This window comes from Geminisphaera colitermitum TAV2 (assembly GCF_000171235.2).
Lineage (GTDB): Bacteria > Verrucomicrobiota > Verrucomicrobiia > Opitutales > Opitutaceae > Geminisphaera > Geminisphaera colitermitum.
This window is the reverse complement of the sequence record NZ_ABEA03000200.1, coordinates 1-21,617: the sequence shown is the minus strand read 5'-3', so window position 1 is coordinate 21,617 and position 21,617 is coordinate 1. Positions and strand designations below refer to the sequence as shown.

Genomic DNA, 21,617 nt, shown 5'->3' with positions numbered 1-21,617 from the left:
AGGCGGCGGCGGGTCAGTTTCCGGGGCGGAGGGTTTGAAGGAAGGCGTCGAAGGTCTCGCGTTCCGCTGCGACGGTGGCGTCGGGGCCGGTGAGCTTGAAAAACCAGGTGGCATCGCCCACGGGCACGATGGCCCCGAGCACGCGTTGCCGTTGCGCAGTGTTGTCGGCGGCATCGGGACCGAGGAGTTCCACGACGTCGATGTGAAATGCGCCGACGTCGAGGTGGCGCAACGCCTGCGGGAGAGCGTCGGCGGTGAGGGGGGGGAGTTGCAGTTGCTGACGCCAGCGGTTGACGTTGGCGAGGTTGCCGCCGACGTCGCCGGGGAAGGCGGTCACGGCGAGTTCCGCTGTTGCGGTGGTCGAACTGGCGGCGTCAGCGAGGCCGCCGGAGCGGGCCGGGATGATATAGGTGGCCTTGCGCATGGCGGAGGCGGGGCGTTCCTGCCAGTGGGCGGGAGCGGTCCAGACAAGAGCGACGCCATCGGCGGTGACGACCGGCGTGCCGGCCATGGTGCCGCCGGCCGGCGGGGGCATTGTGGGGGCATCGGTGTCGGAGGCCGTTGCGGGGGGGGGGGGGGGGGGGGGCTTGGGGATCGTGTAGGTGATGATCTCGCGGTCGCGGCAACCCGTGCCGGAGGCGAGGAGGAGTGCGAGCGCAAGCGTGGTGATAGTGGTTAGCGTGGTTGTCGCCAGTCGTTGCAAGATCATTGAAAGGCGACACGGATTGCGAAAAGCGGGCAGACTGCAAACTTCTGAATGCAAAACGCCCAAAAACCGGCTATGATGCCCTTCGCAATCCGCACAGCGTCCGCACCGCATCACTCGCACCAAACAACCATGAGTCGCACCGCCGCCATCCTCCTCGCCGCCGGAAACAGCCGCCGTATGCAAGGCGCTGTTGAAGATAAAATTCTCACTCACCTGGCGGGACGTCCCGTGTTTCATCATTCCGCGTCCGCTTTTCTTGAGAGCGGCGTGGCGGATTTCTTTGTCGTCGTCTATCGGGACCAGCGCCAGATGATCGAACTCTCCGCCTATGCGCCCACGCCCGCCGTTTTTGTGCGTGGCGGACGCGAGCGTCAGGACTCCGTCGCCGCCGCCCTTGCCGCCCTGCCGCCCGACATCGAGATCGTGTTCATTCACGACTGCGCCCGCCCCTTTGTGCATCCCGAGCAACTCGCCGCCCTGCTCAAAGTCGTCAAAAAAGAGCACGCCGTCGTCCTTGCCCATCGCGTCACCGACACCATCAAGCAGCACAGCGACACCGGCCACCTGCGCACGCTCGACCGCTCGCGCCTCTGGGCCGTGGAGACGCCGCAAGTTTTCAGCCGCGATCTCATCGACCGCGCCTACCAGCACGTTGAGAAGAAACAACTCAAGCTCACCGATGACGCCGCCGCCGTCGAAGCGCTCAAGCACCCCGTGGCCCTGCTGGAGAACACCACGCCCAACCCCAAGCTCACCACGCCCGCCGACCTGCCCTGGTTCGAGTTCCTGCACGCCACGATCAACGCTCAAGGAGGGCGGGTCTCCTGACCCGCCGACGGCGCGAAACACCGCCCATCCGGAATGCGCGGCTGAGGCCATTCCCCTGTATTTTGTCGTAAGTTCAAGAACCTCACGCGGAGTTGCGGAGGCGCGGCGAGAAAATGGCAGGCTGGCGGCTTTGTTCCTTCGTGTCTTCATGTGAGCCATTCCGAAATCCGTTCCTACGCGAGTCTCCGCGCGAGATATTCTGCAAGGACAAGGGGTGTGTTTTGTCACCTGAATGTAACGTCGCCGTAACATGGATGCCGTTCAGGGATGCGAGGGTGTGATTGTAACCAAAAAACGGATTCACCGCACCACCACGCCAATATCACGCAATCACACGCACCGCTCCCACATGAAAATCGCCCTCGTCACCGAAACCTTCCCGCCCGAGATCAACGGCGTGGCGATGACGTTTGGCGTGATCTCCCGCGAATTGGGCCGGCGTGGACACGAGATCACCGTTTACCGACCCTGGCGCAAGGACCTGCCGCCGGCCTCCGAACATCCTGAGTTCCGCGAGGTGGCGATGCCGGGACTGCCTCTGCCGGGCTACCCGATGCTGCGGCTGGGGCTTCCGGCGTGGCGGACGTTTCGCCGGATATGGCGCGGCGGGGTGGGAGCGGGCGGCGCTCCCGATCTCGTGCATGTGGCGACAGAGGGGCCGCTTGGCGCCTCGGCGGTGAGTGTGGCGCGCGAACTGCGCATTCCGGTGACATCGAGCTTTCACACCAATTTTCACCAGTACGGCCGGCACTACGGCGGACGATGGCTGGGCCGGGTGGCGGGGAGGATCGCCCTGGCATGGTTGCGCCACGTCCACAATCGCACCCTGCGCACCTTCGCACCGACGGAGGAACTTTGCGCGGAACTGGCTGCGTCGGGTTTTTGCCGGGTCGGCCTGCTCTCACGCGGAGTGGATACGCGGCAGTTTGACCCGGCGCTGCGCTCCGCCTCGCTGCGTGCCTCCTGGGGCGCGGGGGCGGATGATCCCGTGATGATCCACGCCGGCAGGATGGCGGCGGAGAAAAACTATCCGCTGCTCGCGCGGGCCTGCGAGGCCATGAAGGCCGCCAATCCGCGCTGCCGCTTCGTATTCGTGGGCGACGGCCCGCTGCGTCCGTGGCTCCGGCGCATGTATCCTGATTTTATCTACACGGGGTTTCTCCCGCGCGAGGAACTGGCGCGGCACTACGCGTCGGCGGACATTTACATCCATGCGAGCCTGACGGAAACCTTCGGCAATGTGCTGACCGAGGCGATGGCGAGCGGCCTGGCGGTGGCGGGGTTTGACTATGCGGCGGCGCGGCAGTTCGTCACCTGCGGGCGCAACGGCCTCATCGTCCCCTGCGACGCGGCCGATGCGCTGGTGGATGCCGCCGCGTGGCTGGCGCGTGACGCCGGACTGCGGATGCGGCTGCGTGGCGCGGCGCGCGAGGCCGTGGCCGCGCATTCGTGGGAACGGGTGATCTCGCGTTTCGTGGCCGACTTGCAGGCGGCGGCGGGCGTGGCGCCGGGCATGGCCGGGCGCGCTGTTCCGGGGAAACCATTTGTGGCGGGGGTCGTGTCATGAAGCGTCCGATACTCATTTTTACGGCGGGTTTCGGCGAGGGTCACAACGCCGCCGCACGCGCGCTTGCGCAGGCTTTTGACGCGGCGCACGGCGCGGGCACGGCCCGGGTGGTCGATGTATTCGCCTTGAGTCACCCGCGATGGAACGCCCGCATCCGGCGCGCCTACCTCGGCGCGATCAACGGGACGCCGTGCCTGTGGAACGCTCTTTACGGCTGGATGCACCGTTCGACGCTGCTCCCGCGCCTGCTGCGCGGCCGGGCGATGAGCGCCGGGCGGCGTCTGATCGCGGAGACGATCGCGCGGGAGCGGCCCGCGGCGTTGTGCAGCACGTATCCGGTTTATGCTTACCTGGTCGAAAAAATCACCGCCGCCGGGTGGCTCGGCGTGCCGCCGCACTTCAACGTCGTCACCGACTCGATCAGCATCAACTCGATCTGGTGGCGCGCCGACGCGGGCTGCGCCGGGTGGTTTGTGCCCAACGAGGACTCCGCCGCCGTGATGCGCGAGGCCGGCGTGGACGAGCGCCGGTTGCACGTGACCGGGTTTCCGGTCGGCCCGTTCTTCGCGGAGCATGAGAAGCTGCTTTCGTTGCCCGATCCGGCCGGCGTCGCCGGCTGCGCGCCGCGTGTGCTCTACATCATCAACTCGGGTTCGCGCGGGGCGGAGGAGACGGCGCGGCGGCTGTTGGCCGAGAGCGATTGGGAAGTCACGATCACCGTGGGAAACGACGAGGCGCTGCGCCGGCGCCTCACCCGGCTGGCGCTGGAGGCGAGAGGGGCGGGACGCGAGCGGGCGGCGAATATCCTCGGTTGGTCCGACGAGATGCCGCGCATGCTCATGACGCATCACGCCGTGGTGAGCAAAGCCGGCGGCGCCACCACGCAGGAGGCGCTGGCGGCGCGCTGCCCGATGATCGTCAACCAGATCGTCCCCGGCCAGGAGGAGGGGAACTACGAATTGCTCCGCCGTCATGGTATCGGAGCGCTTGCAGCAACGCCCGGCGCAGTCGTGGATGGACTGCGCCGGGCCTTTGCCGACGACGCAAAAATCTGGCGTCAGTGGCGCGCCGCCATCGAGCCGCTGGCCCGCCCGCGAGCGGCGCAGGATATCGCGGCGCGCGTGCTCGCGCATGTCGCGGCCACCTCCGCCGGTTCGCCTGCTCCCGTGCGGGAATCGGTCGCATCCTTTTTATCATCCAGCGAACCATGAACACCAACACCATCGACTTCCCTGCCGCCGCCGGTTTGGAGGACGCCTCTTCTCCCATCAAGCGGCGTCTGCGCGTGCGCACCGTGATTCTGTCCGACGTGCACCTCGGCACGCCCGACTGCAAAATCGAGGAGGTAAACCACTTCCTGCGCCACGTCCGCTGCGAAAAACTGATCCTCAATGGCGACATCATCGACGGCTGGCAGCTTGCCCGCCGCGGCCACTGGACCAAGGCGCACACGCACTTCGTGCGCATCGTCCTAAAAATGCTCGAAAAACGGGATACGCAGATCGTGTACCTGCGCGGCAACCATGACGACATTCTCAGTTCCTTCCTCCCGCTCGATTTTGAAAACCTGAGCATCGTCGAGGATCACGTTCACGAGGGCAAGGGGGGGCGCTTCCTCGTGCTGCACGGCGACGTGTTCGACACCGTGACGAAAAACTTCGTATGGCTCGCCCACCTCGGAGACTGGGGCTACGCCGCGCTCCTCCGTCTCAACCGCGCCTACAACCGCTGGCGCGCCTGGCGTGGCAAGGAATACTGGTCGCTGAGCAAGGCGATCAAGGCGCGCGTGAAGAAAGCCGTGAACCACGTCTCCAACTTCGAAGACCACATCGCCGCCCTCGCCCGGGAACGCGGCTGCACCGGCGTCATGTGCGGCCACATCCACACGCCCGCCGACAAGATGATCGCCGGCATCCGCTACCTAAACTCCGGCGACTGGGTCGAGTCCCTGACCGCGCTTGTCGAGTATTGGGATGGTCACTACGAACTGGTGGAGTTTGCCGATTTCGTCCGCGAGTATCCGATGCCGCCATCGGACGTCCTTGCCGCTTCCGCGGCTTCCGCCGCCGGCGTTTCCGCCTCCGTCGCCGCGATGGAAATGATGGCATAAGTCGCCTTCTCCTCCTCCCGCTTCCTCATCTGGCAGATGCATTTTCTCTGCGGAATGCCGTGTGCGAGCGTGTCGCCTCGTCGGGGACAAACCCTGCCGGGACCAGCATGCAACCGACATCAGTGTTGTTATTTGCCACCATAACACTTGCTTGCCGGCCAACCCTGGGCACTAGTTTCGGCTTTCCGATAAACCGATCACATGCCAGCCGCAGCCGCTCACCGTCATCCGTTCCTGCAAGGTCTCAGCAAGCACCGGGGCGCACCGCCCACGGTCATCGTCATTTTCGGCGCCTCCGGCGACCTCACGGCGCGCAAGCTGATCCCCGCGATTTACAACCTCGGCTTCGATAATCTTCTCCCCGCCGACTTCCACCTCGTGGGCTACGGACGCAAGGAAATCCCCGACACCGAATTCCGCGAACTCGCCACCAGCGCCATCAAGGAATTTTCCCGCCGCGAACTGAACGCCGACGTGTGGGCCCGGGTCGCCGACCGCACCAGTTACGTGGCCGGCGCTTACGACGACCCGGAGGCATTCAAGCGCCTCGCCGCCCACATCGCCGCGTTGGAGAAAAAACTCGGGCGCGAACTGCAAACGCTTTTCTACATCTCCACGCCGCCTTCCGTTTTCGAGCCCATCCTCCAAAACCTCGGCGCGGCGGGTCTGGCATCGAAATATCTCGGTCAGCCCAACCACACCAAGGTCATCATCGAAAAACCCTTCGGCAAAGACCTCGCCTCCGCCCTCGAACTCAACGGCACCATCCGCCGCGTGTTCGAGGAACATCAGGTGTACCGGATCGACCACTACCTCGGCAAGGAGACCGTGCAAGACCTGCTCGTGCAGCGCTTTTCCAACGCCATTTTCGAACCGCTCTGGAACCGCAATTATATCGATTGCGTGCAGATCACCGTGGCCGAGGAGGTGGGCGTCGGCACGCGCGGCGGCTACTACGAGCAAAGCGGCTGCCTGCGCGACATGATCCAGAACCACACCATGCAGCTCGTTGCCCTCACCGCAATGGAGCCGCCCGTGTCGCTCGACGCCGAGGCCGTGCGCGACGAAAAGGTAAAGCTCCTCAAGGCCATCCAGCCGCTCCACCTCGGTTCCGGTCCCGCCTCTGACGTAGCCCGCGCCCAATACGCCGCCGGCATGACCGCCGGCAAGCAAGCCCGCGGCTACCTCGAAGAAGGCGGCATCGCGCAACAATCCGCGACCGAGACCTATGCCGCCATCCGCCTCTCGATCAACAACTGGCGCTGGCAAGGCGTCCCCTTTTACCTGCGCTCCGGAAAACGCATGGCGCGTCGTGTCACGGAAATCGCGGTACAATTCAAGCGCCCGCCCGGCACGCTCTTTGCCGGGGGCGGTTTCGATCTCGCGCCCAACACCCTCTCGTTCCAGATCCAGCCCGACGAGGGACTCAACCTCATCCTCAACGGCAAGGTGCCCGGCCTCGAAACCCGCACCCAGCCCGTGAAGATGAATTTTCGATACAGCGCCACCTTCGGCTCCAACACGCCCGAGGCCTACGAACGCCTCGTTCTCGATGCGATGATCGGGGACGGCACGCTCTTCATCCGTGGCGACGAAGCCGCCACCTCGTGGAAACTCTACACACCCGTCCTCGAAGCCTGGGCCGCCGCCGGTCGTGACGGAATGGATACCTACGCCGCCGGTTCCTGGGGCCCCGCCTCTGCCGACGCCCTCCTCGCCCGCGAAGGCCACCTCTGGAGACAACCGTGAGACGAAAACGCTGACTTTCCCGCAATGCCCGCCATTTTCAACGCACTCCCCGGAATCGAAGTTCCCGTTGGCGCGATCTCGCAAAGCCTCGCCGACCTCTGGAACAAACCCGAACTCACCGGACTTGATCCCTCCCTTCCCCCCCCCCCCGCCGCTGAGGATGCCAAGGCCACGCAGGTCAACTTCGTGCTCCACCTTGGGTTTCAAACTACCCAGGACGACGCCTTGCTCCAGTTCCGCATCGCCGTGGAGTTTTCCCGCCGCTACCCGTGCCGCGTTGTCGTTCTTTGCCCCATGCGCTACGACGAGGAAGGCACCGACATCCGCGCGAAGATTTACGGCGAATGCCACACCGGCAAAACCCGCGGCGACCTCCGCTGCTGCGAATTTGTCCTGCTCAGCTATCCGATGAGCGCGCGCAAATATCTTGAAGATCAGGTCTCCACCTGCCTCTCCACCGACCTGCCGCTCTATTATTGGGTGCACCGCTTTACCTCCAGCTCGCGGTTCAGCGATTACCGTTATCTCCTCGGTCGCTCCAAGCGCGTCATGTACGACAGTGCCATCGCGCCTGCCGATGTCATGACCTTCGACTGGCCCAATCCCGACGCCGTGCGCGACCTCGCCCACGCCCGCCTGCTGCCCATCCGCCAGTCGATCGGCCAGTTCCTTGCCAGCTACGAACCCGGGCGGCTTGTGGACGACCTGCGCGGCATCCGCGTGCAAGTCGGCGCAGCAGTCGTGGCTGAGGCGCGCGCGCTCCTGCACTGGGCCGAGGCGCGACTGCGCAGTTGCGGCGCGCCCGCCGGACTCCCGCTCCACCTCAACGCCTCGCCCAAGTTCCCGTCCGATGAGATCGAACTGCGTTTTGACTACGGCAACGGCCACCATTTCCGCTGGACGGGCCAGGTGCATCGTGGCTGCGCGCAACTCTCCGCCGACTACGGCCACGGCCTCGCCGAAGCCAAAACCGCGATCAACCTCCTCCCGCCCGAAGCCGCCTTGGCCGAGGCGATGTTTTTTTGAGCTTACATTGTAGGGGCTTCGCTTGCGAAGCCCGCGAATGCAATTCGCCGCGCCATTCTACCTATGCGGGCTTCGCAAGCGAAGTCCCTCCCTCCCCCCCCCCCCGCCGCACTCATCCTACTCGCTACCCGCTACTCACTACTCGCTACTTTTCCAATGACCACCACGCCCTACGGACGCCTTCTCGTTGCCGACAAAGACACGCTCTTTCGCACCGCCCTTTTTCTCGCCCTCGAACAACACGCGCGCATTCCCGCCGGAGCGCGTTTTCTCTGGGCGCTGACCGGCGGTGGCACTCCCGGGGAATGGTATCGCTGGGCCGTATCCACCGGAGCATTGCCCACCGCGACCGCCGCCGCCATCGACTGGACAGTGAGCGATGAGCGCCACGTGCCGCTTGCCAGCCCGGAGAGCAATTTCGGCAACGCCACCCGCGACCTTCTCGATCCGCTAGGCGTTCCGGCTTCGCGCCGCCATCCGTGGCCCGTGGACCTCCCGCCCGCCGACGCTGCCAACGCCTACGCGCGCAACCACGCCGCCACCTTTGGCGAGCGCGCTTACAACGTTTGTTTCCTCGGCATGGGCGACGACTGCCACACCGCCTCGCTTTTCCCCGGCACGCCCTTGCTCGCCAATGATGGCGGCGCGCTCTTCGGCGCGCAGGAAGTTCCCGGCAAAGGCTGGCGCCTGACCATCACCCCGACCGGCCTCGCAGCCTGTGACCTTATTGTCATCATGACCCTTGGCGCAGGCAAAGCCGGTGCTCTGCATCGAGTCATGCGCGGCCCTTACGCGCCAAACGAAACCCCCTCACAAATCCTCAAAACCACCGCCGCCAAAACCGTGTGGCTCGTGGACCCCGCCGCGGCGGGAAAATTATAACTGATGTAAGGTGGAGGGCGGGTCTCCCGACCCGCCAGACGCGGCGCAGCCGCGCCCATCCGAAAAGACGGAAGGGCGGTGCTGCGCACCGTCGGCGGGTCAGGAGACCCGCCCTCCACCCAAGGCAACCGTCCGCGTGACTTCAGACTATAAATTTCCGCCATTGCCCGCGGCCTCGGCGGCCTGAAGATTGCCGCCTCATGTCCGTTCCAGCAATCAAGGTCGCCGTGCAGGAAGCCCGCCGGTTCATGCGCCGTGTCCATTTTCTGGATACGCCCGCGCCTGGTGTGGCCGCCGTGCTCGCGCATCACGGCTACATCCAGATCGACCCCATCAATGTCTGCGGACGCATGCACGATCTCATCCTGCGCAACCGCGTGGCCGGTTACACCGAGGGCGGATTGATGCGCCTCCTGCACGGCGAGGAAAACAATCCGCAGCCGGCCGCAGTTCGCACGGCGTTTGAACATCATTTGCCATCGAGCCACATCCTTGTGGCCTTTCCGCAGGACGCCTGGCCGCATCTGCTTGGCGCGATGGAGGCCCGCACCCGCTCCGCTGGCGCATGGTCGGGACGACTCACGCCGCGCGAAAAGGCGTTTGCTCCCGATCTCCTGACCGAACTCGCTGCGCGCGGCCCCTTGTCTTCCGAAGACCTGCACGACGGACGCCGCAGCACGCGCGGCTGGGGTGCCAGCACGCTGGCAAAGTCCACCTTGCAAAAACTGTTTTTCCACGGCCGCGTGCTCATTGCCGCCCGCCGCGCCCAGCGCCGTTATTATGCGCTTCCGGAACGTGTGTTGCCCGCCGCTACGCTTGCACTGCCGCGTCCCGACGCCGACGAAACCGCCCGCTGGCTGCTACTCACCCGGTTGCGCCAGCATCGACTCGTCCGCCTCAAAAAAAACGAATTCCCACTGATTGAGGACTGCGTGCAACGCGTGGTGATTGATGGAGCGTTGACCTTGTATTGCCTGCGTGAAGACACGCCGCTGTTCGACGAACGAACCGCTGGCAACGCAATCTCCACCGACGCCATCCACCCTGCCGCCGACGATGTCGGGGTGCGGCTACTGGCTCCGCTCGATCCATTGATCTATGATCGCCGGGTGACGTCGGCGTTGTGGGATTTTGACTACACGTGGGAAGTTTACACACCGGCTCACAAACGAGTGCGCGGCTACTACGCGCTACCGGTCCTTGCGGGCAGCGAATTGGTCGGACACGTCGATCCCAAGGCCGATCGTGCCGCCGGACGCCTCTTGATTCAGGGCCGTTCCATCCGTCGCGGTCATTCCATCGCCGCACCGGTGAAAGAGCTGGCGCGATTCCTTGGCGTGCGTTGAACCAACCGCCCCACCAGCGCCTTGCAACATCGGCAACGGGAGGGCGATTCCAACCTTGCAGCGACCAGACGGGCGCGGTGTGGTTTACCCCTTAAAAATCAAAAAACATCCATGTCTCAATCCGTCACCGACCTCATTCCCCACCGTCCGCCGTTCCTGTTTGTTGACGAAATCGTCTCCGAAACCCCCGACGGCCTTGTGGCGCGCCGCACCTGGCGGGCCGACGAATATTTTTATCAGGGCCACTATCCCAACGCGCCCATCACGCCCGGCGTGTTGTTATGCGAAGCCACCTTCCAAGCCGGCGCGCTCTACATGGCGAAACAAGCGCTGGCTGCCGGCGTGTCGCCGGGAGAGGGGGGGGGGGGGGGGCACCGCTTATTGCCAAGATTGGCGAAGCCCGCTTCCGCAATCCTGTTTATCCCGGCGACGAAGTTCTGATCGAAGTTCGCAAAAAAGAAACCCTCGGCGGTTTCACCATGATGAGCGGCTCCATGAAGAAAGCCGACGGCACGCGCGTCATGAACATCGAATTTTCCGTCGCCTGGAAAGAACCCGCCAAAGCCTGAACCGCATCACCAATCGCCCGCCATGAGCGCCGACTTCCTTCAACTCTCCGGAAAAACCATCCTCGTCCTTGGCGTGGCCAACCGCAAAAGCGTCGCGTGGCTCACCGCCAAAACCCTCGAAGAGCAAGGCGCTCGCGTGCTCTACAGCGTGCGCAGCGAAGCCCGCAAAAAATCTCTCGAAACCCTCCTCGCTGACCGCCCTGTTTTTGTGTGCGACGTCGAACACGAAGGCGCCGTCGAACGCCTCGCCGCCGAAGTCTCCGCCGCGCAGACCGCCGCCGGACTCACCGGAGCCAACGCCAAAATCCACGGCATCGTCCACTCCATCGCCTTCGCCAATTATAGCGATGGTCCGGCAATAAAATCGTTTCACGAAACCAAGCGCGCTGACTTTCTCCAAGCCACGACCATCTCCGCCTTCTCGCTCGTCGAACTCGCCCGCGCCTTCAAACCCCACCTCGCGCCCGACGCCTCTGTTGTCACCATTGGCATCTCCTCGCTCCTCGTCACGCCCGACAACTACGGCTACATGGGCCCCATCAAAGCCGCGCTCGAATCCGCCACGCGCTTCCTCGCCAAATCTTTTTCCTCCCCTCCCGCCCCTCCCGCCTCTCCTCCCGCCGCCTCTCCCGCTGCCGACACGCGCAACGTCCGCTTCAACGTCATTGGCTCCGGCCCCCTCAAAACCAGCGCATCCGCAGGCATCCCCGGTTATCTGGAAAGCTACCTCTACGCTGAAAAACTCACCTACCGCAAAAAAAACCTCAGCACCCAGGAAGTCGCCAACGCCACTGTTTTTCTGCTCAGCCCCCGCAGTAGTGGAATTAACGGTACAACCCTCACCATCGACGCCGGACTCGGCTCCAACTACTTTGATGCCGAAATCGTCCGCCTCGCCATGCGCCCCGACCTGCAAGGCCGCAAGGACACCTAAAATTTCCAAATGAAATTTGGCCACACCTGCATCGAAACCCTCGCCTCTGCGCTTCCCGACGAAGTCCTCACCACGGACGCGATTGAAGAACGCCTGCGCCCCCTCTACGAACGCCTGCGCCTCCCCTTTGGCCGACTCGAACTCATGACCGGCATCCGCGAACGCCGCGTATGGCCCACCGGCACGCGCCCCTCCGACGCCAGCGCCGCCGCCGGACGCGCCGCGCTTGCCCGCTCCACCATCCGCGCCGACCAAATCGAACTCTTCATCCACGCCGCCGTCTCGCGCGACATGCTGGAACCCGCCACCGCCTCCTTTGCCCACCAAAAAATCGGCCTCCCCCCCACCGCCCAAGTCCTCGACATCTCCAACGCCTGCCTCGGCTTTCTCAACGCCCTCACCCTCGCCGCCGGCATGATCGAATCCGGCCAAATCCGCTGCGCCCTCATCGTCTCCGGCGAGAACAGCCGCCCCCTCGTCGATCAAACCCTCACAACGCTCCTCGACCCCGCGCGCCCGCTCGACCGCAACGGCATCAAACCCTATTTCGCCAACCTCACCATCGGCTCCGGAGCCGTGGCCGCCATCGTCTGCCACGAGGAAATGCTTCCTCCCGACACCCACCCCCACCGTCTCCTCAGCGGCGTTGCCCGCGCCGCCACGCAACACAGCACCCTCTGCCAAGGCGACACGCACGGCGCCGATTCCCTCGCCATGCAGACCGACAGCGAAGCCCTCCTCAACGCCGGCCTCACTCTCGCCCGCGAAACATGGGAAGTCTTCAGCGCCGCCAGCGCCATCACCGACTGGGACGCCGCCGAAGCCGACCGCTTCATCTGCCACCAAGTCGGCAGCACCCACCGCCGCAAACTCTACGAAACCCTCGGCATCGACCTCGCCCGCGATTTCTCGACCTTCGAAACCCTCGGCAACACCGGCTCCGTCGCCCTGCCCATAACACTTGCCACCGCCATCGAAGCGGGTGCCGTGCGCGAAGGCAGCAAAGTCGCCCTCCTCGGCATCGGCAGCGGCCTCAACTCCCTCATGCTCGCGCTCCAATGGTAATGGAAAACGAATTACACACCACAACCGCCTCCCCCTTCGGCCCCTCCTGCCTTCCTGGCTGGCTGCGTGAACTCTATCCCTTCACCCCGCGCACCTTCATCACACCCGGCGGCGCACGCATGAGCTACGTGGACGAGTGCGCTTCGCGCGAACATCCAACGCCCAACAAAAGTGGCGCGGGCGTCCCGCCCGCATCCGTCCCTCCGACATTGGATCTTGGATGTTCGACGTTCGATGTTGGACGTTCTTCGGTGCGAAGCACCGAAGCGGTGCTGCTTCTTCACGGCAACCCGACATGGTCCTTTTACTACCGCGAACTCATCCCCGCGCTCGTCGCGCGCGGACACCGCTGCATCGCGCCCGACCACATCGGAATGGGACTGTCGGAAAAACCCTCCGCCAACCATTACTCCTACACGCTCCCCATTCGCATCAATGACATCGCGGCCCTCGTGCGCTCGCTCGGCCTAACCCGCATCCACCTCGTTGTCCACGATTGGGGCGGCGCCATCGGACTCGGTCTGGCCACGCTGCACCCCGAACTCGCCGGACGTATCGTGATCCTCAATACGGCGGCCTTTCACCTCCCGCGCATCCCGCGCCGCATCGCGCTCTGCAAAACCGGTTTTCCCGGCACCCTGCTCGTCCGCGGCCTCAACGCCTTCGCCGGACCCGCCACTTGGATGTCGATGCACCGCCGCCATCTCACGCCCGACGAAAAACGCGGTTTTCTGTTTCCCTACGATTCATGGGCCAATCGCGTTGCGGTGGACGCCTTCGTAAAAGACATCCCGCTGACGCCCGTGCATCCGACTTGGCGCACGCTCGAAACCACCGCCGCCGGACTCGAACGCTTCGCTGTCGTTGACCCCGACCGCAAACCCGAACATCCCGCGCTGATCCTTTGGGGCGGACGCGATTTTTGTTTCAACGACACTTTTTATGATGAGTGGCGACGCCGCTGGCCTCACGCGCAAGCGCACCGCATTGCCGACGCCGGCCACTACGTCCTCGCCGACGCCGCCGAAGAAGTCATCCCGCGTATCGCAGATTTCCTTACGCCATAAGCGGTCGTCGTCCCCTCCCCCCCCCCCCGCGCGCTGACATTTATGGAGTGCGGCGATTCATCGCCGCCTTTGACGAACCGTTTCAACGGTTCGCCTGTAAGCATACAGCGTGCTAAAGCACGCGGAACAAAGCGGCGATGAATCGCCGCACTCCATAGGAGCAAGCAGCGCTTCGCGCCATCGACTCGATTGCAGGCAGGATGCCTGCGCTACGGACGCTACCGCGCCATATCTTTCTCCCCTCCGCGCGTGTATTGCGGATTCCATTACGGCGCGCTGACAAGTGCCAGCGCCGCCACAACTGCCGTCTCGACACGCAATACGCGCGGGCCGAGATGCGCGAGCGTGAAACCTGCTGCTCGCAACTGCTGTCGGTCACGTTCGCCCCAGCCGCGTTCGGGTCCAATGGCGACACATGCATCGGTTGCAGTCTGACGTGTCAGGCTGCGGAGCCCGACAGTCGCCTCGTAGTTGTCGAGCGCGACGCGTAAGGGGGAATCGGATACGTCGTCGCCGACGGCATCGGACAGAATTTGCGCGAGTGTGCGATCCCAAGTCACGAGAGGCAGGCGCGTGTCGAATGCCTGCTGCGCGGCGTCCACGAGATGCCGCCGCCATTCGCCGGAACTCCATAGCGTGCTGGAGGCGTAATTGGGGTCGGTCTTTTCCGTTGTCACAAAATGGATCGCACGCACTCCGAGCGTCGTTGCTTCGAATAATATTTTCCGCGCCGTCTGCGGACGCGGCAGGCCAACAATCAGTGTGATCGTCGGCACGAAAACGGAAGCGGAAGCGAGGGGGGGAGGGGGGGGGGAGGGGGCGAAACTCAAGACAAGTTCATTCGCCGTCGCGTCGATGCGCAGGAGTGTGGCCTTGCCGCGTGGACCGTTGATGAGGCCGGCATCAAACGTGTCGTATGGACGCAGGCGGAGCACGTTGAGAATGTGTTCCGCACGCGGGTCTGTTCGCGGAAGCGGTTTTGCCAACTCGTCGGGTTCGAAGAGGATGAGGTTCATCGGAGCGGCGGGAATGGCGGGAGTGGCGCGGGCGTCCCGCCCGCGCCACTTGTTTTATTGCGCGAGCACTTTCTCGATGGCGGCGAGTTCGTCGGATGAGAAGTCGAGTGACTTGAGTGCGGCGAAGTTGTCTTCGAGCTGGCTGACTTTGCTCGCACCGATGAGGGCGGTCGTCACGCGCTTGTCGCGGATCGTCCAGGCGATGGCCATCTGGGCGAGCGATTGACCACGCTGGGTGGCGATGGCGTTGAGCGCTTGCACGCGGGCGAGCACCTCGGGCGTGATGCGGTCGGCCTTGAGGAAACCGTGCGGTTTGGCGGCGCGGGCGTCACCGGGGATTCCGTTGAGATAGCGGTTAGTCAAGAGACCTTGCGCGAGCGGCGAGAAGGGAATGCAGCCCATGCCTTCGCGTTCGAGAACGCCGAGCAGTTCGGGTTCGATCCAGCGGTTGAACATGTTGTAAACGGGCTGGTGTATCAGCGCGGGCACTCCCATTTCGCGAAGGATTTTGGCGGCGCGGGCGGTTTGTTCGGCGTTGTAGTTGGACACGCCAGCGTAAAGAGCCTTGCCGCTGCGCACGGCGTGGGCGAGCGCGCCCATGGATTCTTCGAGCGGCGTGTCGGGGTCGGGGCGGTGATGATAAAAAATATCGACGTAATCGAGGCGCATCCGGCGCAGCGAGGCATCGAGGGAGGAGAGCAGGTATTTGCGCGAACCCCATTCGCCGTACGGTCCCGGACCCATGCGGTAGCCGGCCTTGGTGGAGATGATGATTTCGTCGCGGTAGGCGCCGAGGTCGGCGGCAAGAATTTTGCCAAAGTTTTCCTCCGCCGAACCGGGGGGCGGTCCGTAGTTGTTGGCGAGGTCGAAGTGCGTGATGCCGAGATCGAACGCGCGCAACACGATGGAGCGGCTGTTTTCAAAAACGTCGACGCCGCCGAAGTTGTGCCAGAGGCCGAGCGAGATCAGCGGCAGGTGCAGGCCGGAACGTCCGCAACGGCGGTAAATGGATGGATTATTATATCGAGAGGGGGAAGCGAGGTGCATAGGCGGAGTGGTTTGCCGGTGGCGCGAGCGTATGCCAAACGGATTCTACCCACCCGGCAGCGAAAACGTCGTGGAAGGACGGGGTTGACAGCCCCGGTTTCGCCGAACATGAACCGGAGCGTTGTTTTTCGCGGCTGTAGTTTAGTGGTAAAACTCCACTCTTCCAAAGTGGTCTCGAGAGTTCGATTCTCTCCAGCCGCACCACTCAAAATACGCTGATTATCAGTAAAATAGTGGATTCGGCGGACGGACGGCAGCAACTTGGGTCGCGGGCGGAAGCCGGGGGGGGGGGAGGGGAGGACGGCTCAGGCGGGATGCGTGAGTTGGAGTCCCACGGTCCAAGAACGCTGTTCGCCGGGCGGCACCCAGTGGAGGCCGGTGCCGTGGCCGGGAGCGTTGGAAGGGCCCATCCAGGGTTCGACGCAGTAAAAGGGCGCTTCGGGCGACGGGCTCCACGTGACGAAGGCAAATTCGGGCGGGGGCACAGGGGCCACGCCGTGCGTGAGCGTGATGGATGGGAGGGGGGGGAGGGGGGCGTTTGAGTCACCAGAAATCGGATACAGGCGAGCCTCGTTCGAGCGAAGGCCGTGATGAATGATCGCATCGGCAAGCTGCGGGCTGGCGAGCGAGTTGTCTTCAGGAAACAGCGGATGAGGGAGGAGCTTGCCTTGCGTGTGCATGCTGACGACGCAGGCGCGTGTGGCGGGTATTTGGATACGGAATCCGGTTCGGCGGAGCGCGGGCGAGGGACCGGTTGACAGCGGCAGGGCAAAGTAAAAGTGATGTCCGGCGCTCCAAGGGATGGGCCGGTGGCTTTCGTGGTTTCGGAGAATGAATTCGCACGTGATCCCGAGCGGAAGGAACCGGTAGCGGACGGTAAATGTGTAATCGTAGGGATAGGCCTCGCGCGCGGCGGCGTCGGGCAGGAAGGTGGCGGTGAAGCCGTTGTCGCCAGCGTTGTCGATGGAGACGGCGAAACGGCCTTGGCGCGCGATGCCGTGCATGGGCATGGGACGACGTTCGCCGCCGGGCGTGCGCCAGTAGAGCGGTTCGCCGTCATCGAAGCAGCGGGCGGCGAAGGGAAAGAGGATGGGATTGCCGCCGTAAGCGCCGGGGATGTCGGCGGCGCTGGCGGGCGCGTCGATGGGCAGGCCGGTCGGAAGGGTTTCAGGCCAGTGAATGATGTCGCGTCCGGCATGTCGCCAGCGCATGAGACGCGCGCCGTTTTCGGGCAGCACGTCGAAAGTGGACTCGCCGACCGTCCAGCGGAGGCCGGGTTGGTCGAGACAGGTGAATGGAAACGGATTCGGAACAGGAGTCGTCATTATGCGATTTTTGGATTATCGGGCATTCGTGAAGATTGCGCAGCAGGAAAAAACTGCGCCTCGACAGGCGGAGGGCGGAGGCGATAGTGGCTCCCCATGGCAAAATCTTCGCGCATGACGCTCTGTTCTTTCTGCGGAAAATCGCCCTCGGAGGTCAAAAAGATCATCGCCGGGCCGGGCGTTTACATTTGCGACTCCTGCGTCGGCGTCTGCAAAACCATCGTTGACCGCGAGATCGCCGCCACTGCCGCCGCCGCCACTCCTGAACCGGCGTCGCGTCCCGTTTTCCGTCTCGTCAGACCCTCCGAAATCAAGGCCGCCCTCGACGATCATGTCATCGGCCAGGACCACGCCAAAAAGGTCCTCTCGGTCGCCGTTTACAATCACTACAAACGCCTTCGGTCAGCCGCTCTCTCCAACCCCGCCTCCGCCTCCGGCAAGGCGGGCGACGCACGAGGCAGGCATGCCGCATCCGGCTCCACCGCGCCAGCCTCCGCCGCCCAGTCCGCCGCCACCCGCGGCCCCCTGACCGACGGCATCGCGACGCCTCCGTTGGAGTTTGCCGAGGTGGAGATTGAAAAGAGCAATATCCTGCTCGCCGGTCCCACGGGCTCCGGCAAGACCCTGCTCGCCCGCACCCTTGCGCGCGTGCTCGATGTGCCTTTTGCCATCGCCGACGCCACCACGCTGACCGAGGCGGGCTACGTGGGCGAGGATGTCGAAAACGTGGTTCTTCGTCTGCTCCAGGCCGCCGGGGGCGACGTCAGGAAGGCCGAATGCGGCATCGTTTACATTGACGAAATCGACAAGATCGGACGCAAGACGGACAACGTCTCCATCACCCGTGACGTCTCCGGCGAAGGCGTGCAGCAGGCACTCCTCAAGATTCTGGAAGGCACGATCTGCAACGTCCCGCCCAACGGCGGCCGCAAGCACCCCAACCAGGAATACGTGCGGATCGACACCTCCAACATCCTCTTCATTTGTGGCGGTGCATTTGTCGGCTTGGACAGCATCATCCAGCGTCGCCTCGGTCAGCGCAGCCTCGGCTTCGGCAACGGCGTGGCGTTCGACCCGCGCAAGCCCATGACGGCGGAGGAAATCATGGATGGGCTGGCTCCGGTGGACCTGATCCGCTTTGGCATGATCCCGGAATTCATCGGACGCCTGCCGGTGGTCTCCGTGCTCGATCCGCTGACCGTGGCCGATCTGGAAAAAGTGCTCCTGCGCACGAAAAACTCGCTGGTGAAGCAATACGGGAAACTTTTTTCGATGGATGGCGTGCGTCTGCGCATCACCAACGACGCCCTGCGCGCCATCGCGCAGAAGGCCGTGGAATTGAAGACCGGGGCGCGGGCGTTACGTGCGATATTGGAGAACATCATGCTGGAAATCATGTATGAACTCCCGCAGCGCGCCGACGTGGACGAGGTTGTCATCGACGCCTCCGTGGTGGCGGGCCGCCGCCGTCCCATGCTGCGCAGGCAGGGCGTGCGGCTACGCAAAAAACTTCCGGCCGCGCAGCCAGTCGTGCCGGCCGCACCGATGCCCGCGGAATCGCCTGCCGATACACGCAACGCGGCGTGACGAGGGAACTGGTGCCCGGGGCGGGACTCGAACCCGCACGCCCTTTCGGGCAGGGGATTTTAAGTCCCCAGTGTCTACCATTCCACCACCCGGGCAGAGCGAGGAAGAGGCGCGAAATTGAGCAACTTCAACGGACGGGGCGAGTTCAGATTTACACGACGATTTTCGCAGGGGTTCGGCTTAAAACGATATCATCGACTGAAGAGGCGAAAGGACGTTTTTGGGGAGTGCGGTGATTCATCACCGCTTTGGGCGGCGCGATTTATCGCGTCGCCCGATGAGGAGGGGGAAGCGGGCGGGCCTTTAAAACGGCCCGTCAAAGCGGCGATGAATCGCCGCACTCCATAGCTGACTCGAGCAGGGAGCCGCCGGCATTGAGCGTGGCGCGGAGCCGGGCGATATCCATTTGGGGGAAATTCACTTCTCCAGACAATGTCCCGGACGACGCAAGCGCGGCGGCCACTCCGGCGGCCTCGCCCGTCTGGTTCATGTTCACCATCACACGCACGCCTCCAAATGCTTCGCGGTCGGCATCCAGCAGACGGCCCGCCACAAGAAGATTTTGCGCACCGAGAGGCACAAGGCTGCGATACGGCACGGTGTAATACGGCGGCACGGGGGCGTCCGACGGCAACCAGCGTCCCCAGTGACGCGAACCGTCGCGGGCAATCGTTTCCTCGCGTCCGTCAAGAAATCGCAGGCGCGTGCCTTCGGGGGAATGCACGTCGGCGGGATAGGTGCCCTGCGCAATGGTATCCGAAAAAACATGACCGTTGAGGAGTTCGCCGGCGCTCAGGCGGTGAAGGCAACGGGCATGATGCGTCTCGCGCACGCCGAGCGCATGCGCCCAGGCAACAATCCGGGGCGGGGGAAGGGCGGTTTCGTCGTTTGTGGCGGCGTCGGTCGCGTAATCATGGAGTGCGTCAAGCCAGGCGCGGTGCAGGCGGCGGCCCTCGATCAAGGCGCGGGTCAGGTCGTCGGCATTGCTGCCATCGTAACCGTTGAGGCGGGCGCCGAAGATGTTTTGCGCTGCGCCGACGGGGACGCCGGGAAGGGGATGAAGCCACGGGGTGCTGTTGGCGGCGGGGTAGTCGTGCGCGGCAAGGCTGGGCTGCAAGGCGGACCAGGGCGGGTGGAATCGGGGGTGATCGAGTCCGGTGACGAGGGCTTGCATGTTGACGGGTTGCAACTGCCTCGGGTGCTCGGTGGCGAAACCGGCGTGACGGAGCAGGTCGCCATCGCCGGTGGCGTCGATAAAGGCGCGGGCGACGATGGCGCGGCGTCCGGTCTTATCCTCGATGATCGCGGCGGTGACGCGCCCCGTCCGCCCCTCCTCACTCGTGGCACCGACGCAGCGGGCGCAGAGAAAGAGGCGGATGCGATGCGTGCGCACGAGGTCGTCAAGCTCCAGGGCGAGTTCGGCGCTGTTGAACGAAAATTGTCTGCCGGGTCCGCCGGGGGGATATTCGTGAATCGCGCCGCGGGCGCGGAGCCGTTCGATGATTTCGCGGGTGAGGCCGCCGATGATGAACCGCGACTGGTCGGTGGAGCGAAGGGAATGCCATTCGTTGACTTGGGCGGCCACGGCCATGCCTCCGAGCAGCGATTGTTGTTCGATCAACGCCACCGAGAGTCCGAGTCGGGCGGCGCGAACGGCGGCGAATACTCCGGTGCACGAGCCGCCCGCCACGCAGAGGTCGGCTTCGTGGCAGACAGGCGTGGAGCGCGCCGGTTCGTGAACGCAGGGGAGGGTAGGGGGGAGAGGGGGGAGGGCGGCGGCTGGCGTGCCCGTTGTGACCGGATTCATGGGCGTTGGATCGTGCGGGTGTTTCACGAAGGGGGGGAGGTTTTTGCAATAGGGAATCCAACTCAAAGCATGGACAAAACATATGGTTTTGTTGATCTCACCCATGACATCATGGAAACGTTCGATCCTCTGGAGTTTTTGCAGCGTGTGCTCCGCGCCCCGGTGCGTGTCACCAAGGTGAACGAGGAACTTTTCCCGGTCGGGATGCAGACGCGCGACGAGGTGATTGTAACGCACCGGTTGATTCTCATCACCCGCGGGCACATGGAATATACGGTGGAGGGCCGGACGAGTCTGCCGGCGGCGGGTTCGCTTTTGTGGGTGCCGGCTTGGTGCCGGCGTCAGTGGCGCAATGCCGGCAGGCAACGTTGCGGTCTGCTTTGGTGCGAACTGGCGGTGGAGTCGGCAACGCTGCCTGCGCGTTTATTTCAGGTGACGGGGCGGGCGGGGGAGGCGGAGCCGGTGTTGCGGCGGATGCTCGCCCGCTGGCCGGTGGGGGGGGAACGCGAGGGGCGGTTGCGGCTGGAGGCGGAGGTGAAGTTTCTGGCGGCGGAGTTCTGGCCTGCGGTGGTGCGGGAGGCGCGGGAGGTGGCGGACGATCCCGCGTCCGGGGCGGGAGCGGCAGGGGGGAGCGGCGGGAGGCATCCGGAGGTGGCGGCGGCGCGCGCGTGGCTGGAGGCTCATTTTGCGCAGGCCGACGCGCTGGAGGTTTTTTATCGAACGGTGGTGCGTCTCAGTCCGAATCACTTCCGTCTGCTGTTTCGCCGGGAAACGGGAGAGACTGTGCAGGGGATGCTGGCCCGGTTGCGCCTGCGACGGGCGCGTTACCTGGTGCGCGAGACTTCAATGCCGGTCAAGCAGGTCGCAGCCGAGGCGGGGTTTGACGATCCTTTGTATTTTTCCTGCCACTACAGGAAGTTCTGGGGCGTGCCGCCGTCCGCCGACCGTTGCGCCGATAGCGTGGCGTGAGGTCCCGGATTCAC

19 protein-coding genes and 2 tRNA genes are annotated in these 21,617 nt (G+C 64.3%); 15 read left to right on the top strand and 6 right to left on the bottom strand.

Annotated features, from left to right (window positions below):
• Positions 1 to 13 precede the first annotated feature (13 nt).
• Positions 14 to 709: a hypothetical protein gene (locus OBACDRAFT_RS28750; protein ID WP_043589399.1), complete on the bottom strand. Its 696-nt coding sequence runs from the start codon at positions 707 to 709 to the stop codon at positions 14 to 16.
• Positions 710 to 838: 129 nt separating this feature from the next.
• Here OBACDRAFT_RS28750 and ispD point away from each other — a divergent pair, with 129 nt between their 5' ends.
• The 12 genes from ispD (at position 839) to OBACDRAFT_RS23190 (ending at position 13,852) form a co-directional block, all read left to right on the top strand.
• On the top strand, positions 839 to 1,537 hold the full coding sequence (ispD, locus tag OBACDRAFT_RS23245; RefSeq protein WP_043589422.1) for a 2-C-methyl-D-erythritol 4-phosphate cytidylyltransferase: 699 nt from the start codon (positions 839 to 841) through the stop codon (positions 1,535 to 1,537).
• A 349-nt stretch (positions 1,538 to 1,886) separates the two neighbouring features.
• A complete protein-coding gene (locus OBACDRAFT_RS23240; protein WP_043589397.1) occupies positions 1,887 to 3,104 on the top strand; it encodes a glycosyltransferase family 4 protein in 1,218 nt (405 codons plus the stop codon).
• Complete coding sequence (locus tag OBACDRAFT_RS23235; RefSeq protein WP_081722301.1) at positions 3,101 to 4,315, top strand: MGDG synthase family glycosyltransferase; 1,215 nt, start codon at positions 3,101 to 3,103, stop codon at positions 4,313 to 4,315. The genes OBACDRAFT_RS23240 and OBACDRAFT_RS23235 overlap by 4 nt, the downstream gene beginning before the upstream one ends.
• Entirely contained in the window at positions 4,312 to 5,214 is a 903-nt protein-coding gene (locus tag OBACDRAFT_RS23230; RefSeq protein ID WP_064500005.1) for a UDP-2,3-diacylglucosamine diphosphatase, read from the top strand. Before OBACDRAFT_RS23235 ends, OBACDRAFT_RS23230 begins: the two co-directional genes overlap by 4 nt.
• Before the next feature lie 201 nt (positions 5,215 to 5,415).
• On the top strand, positions 5,416 to 6,963 hold the full coding sequence (gene zwf / locus OBACDRAFT_RS23225) for a glucose-6-phosphate dehydrogenase (RefSeq protein ID WP_043589396.1): 1,548 nt from the start codon (positions 5,416 to 5,418) through the stop codon (positions 6,961 to 6,963).
• 24 nt (positions 6,964 to 6,987) lie between these two features.
• A complete protein-coding gene (locus tag OBACDRAFT_RS23220) occupies positions 6,988 to 7,989 on the top strand; it encodes a glucose-6-phosphate dehydrogenase assembly protein OpcA (RefSeq protein ID WP_043589395.1) in 1,002 nt (333 codons plus the stop codon).
• A gap of 63 nt (positions 7,990 to 8,052) precedes the next feature.
• Entirely contained in the window at positions 8,053 to 8,871 is an 819-nt protein-coding gene (locus tag OBACDRAFT_RS23215) for a 6-phosphogluconolactonase (RefSeq protein WP_232767655.1), read from the top strand.
• 200 nt (positions 8,872 to 9,071) lie between these two features.
• Entirely contained in the window at positions 9,072 to 10,217 is a 1,146-nt protein-coding gene (locus OBACDRAFT_RS23210; RefSeq protein ID WP_043589393.1) for a DNA glycosylase AlkZ-like family protein, read from the top strand.
• Positions 10,218 to 10,328: 111 nt separating this feature from the next.
• Entirely contained in the window at positions 10,329 to 10,658 is a 330-nt protein-coding gene (locus tag OBACDRAFT_RS23205; RefSeq protein WP_232767653.1) for a 3-hydroxyacyl-ACP dehydratase FabZ family protein, read from the top strand.
• A gap of 150 nt (positions 10,659 to 10,808) precedes the next feature.
• Complete coding sequence (locus tag OBACDRAFT_RS23200) at positions 10,809 to 11,720, top strand: enoyl-ACP reductase FabI (protein ID WP_043589391.1); 912 nt, start codon at positions 10,809 to 10,811, stop codon at positions 11,718 to 11,720.
• Between the two features lie 9 nt (positions 11,721 to 11,729).
• Positions 11,730 to 12,785 (top strand): 3-oxoacyl-ACP synthase III, encoded by a 1,056-nt coding sequence (locus OBACDRAFT_RS23195; RefSeq protein ID WP_043589390.1) that lies wholly within the window; start codon positions 11,730 to 11,732, stop codon positions 12,783 to 12,785.
• A complete protein-coding gene (locus OBACDRAFT_RS23190) occupies positions 12,785 to 13,852 on the top strand; it encodes an alpha/beta fold hydrolase (RefSeq protein ID WP_052362443.1) in 1,068 nt (355 codons plus the stop codon). Before OBACDRAFT_RS23195 ends, OBACDRAFT_RS23190 begins: the two co-directional genes overlap by 1 nt.
• A gap of 266 nt (positions 13,853 to 14,118) precedes the next feature.
• On the opposite strand, the gene OBACDRAFT_RS23185 is transcribed toward OBACDRAFT_RS23190, so the two are convergent.
• The gene (locus tag OBACDRAFT_RS23185; RefSeq protein ID WP_043589388.1) at positions 14,119 to 14,868 is read right to left on the bottom strand and encodes an RsmE family RNA methyltransferase; all 750 of its coding nucleotides are present in this window, start codon (positions 14,866 to 14,868) and stop codon (positions 14,119 to 14,121) included.
• A 54-nt stretch (positions 14,869 to 14,922) separates the two neighbouring features.
• Positions 14,923 to 15,915: an L-glyceraldehyde 3-phosphate reductase gene (mgrA, locus tag OBACDRAFT_RS23180; RefSeq protein WP_043589386.1), complete on the bottom strand. Its 993-nt coding sequence runs from the start codon at positions 15,913 to 15,915 to the stop codon at positions 14,923 to 14,925.
• 130 nt (positions 15,916 to 16,045) lie between these two features.
• On the opposite strand from mgrA, the gene OBACDRAFT_RS23175 reads away from it, so the two are divergent.
• Positions 16,046 to 16,119, top strand: a tRNA-Gly gene (locus OBACDRAFT_RS23175).
• 101 nt (positions 16,120 to 16,220) lie between these two features.
• Here the strand turns inward: OBACDRAFT_RS23175 and OBACDRAFT_RS23170 are convergent.
• Positions 16,221 to 17,240 (bottom strand): aldose epimerase family protein, encoded by a 1,020-nt coding sequence (locus tag OBACDRAFT_RS23170; protein WP_043589385.1) that lies wholly within the window; start codon positions 17,238 to 17,240, stop codon positions 16,221 to 16,223.
• Positions 17,241 to 17,336: 96 nt separating this feature from the next.
• On the opposite strand from OBACDRAFT_RS23170, the gene clpX reads away from it, so the two are divergent.
• Positions 17,337 to 18,827 carry an ATP-dependent Clp protease ATP-binding subunit ClpX gene (gene clpX / locus OBACDRAFT_RS23165; RefSeq protein ID WP_081722300.1) on the top strand — a complete coding sequence of 497 codons (1,491 nt, stop codon included), beginning with the start codon at positions 17,337 to 17,339 and terminating at the stop codon, positions 18,825 to 18,827.
• A 9-nt stretch (positions 18,828 to 18,836) separates the two neighbouring features.
• Here clpX and OBACDRAFT_RS23160 read toward each other — a convergent pair.
• Both OBACDRAFT_RS23160 and OBACDRAFT_RS23155 read right to left on the bottom strand, forming a co-directional pair.
• A tRNA-Leu gene (locus OBACDRAFT_RS23160) sits at positions 18,837 to 18,922 on the bottom strand.
• 221 nt (positions 18,923 to 19,143) lie between these two features.
• Complete coding sequence (locus OBACDRAFT_RS23155; protein WP_157837268.1) at positions 19,144 to 20,634, bottom strand: FAD-dependent oxidoreductase; 1,491 nt, start codon at positions 20,632 to 20,634, stop codon at positions 19,144 to 19,146.
• 69 nt (positions 20,635 to 20,703) lie between these two features.
• On the opposite strand from OBACDRAFT_RS23155, the gene OBACDRAFT_RS30990 reads away from it, so the two are divergent.
• Entirely contained in the window at positions 20,704 to 21,603 is a 900-nt protein-coding gene (locus OBACDRAFT_RS30990) for a helix-turn-helix domain-containing protein (RefSeq protein ID WP_081722299.1), read from the top strand.
• Positions 21,604 to 21,617: the final 14 nt, after the last annotated feature.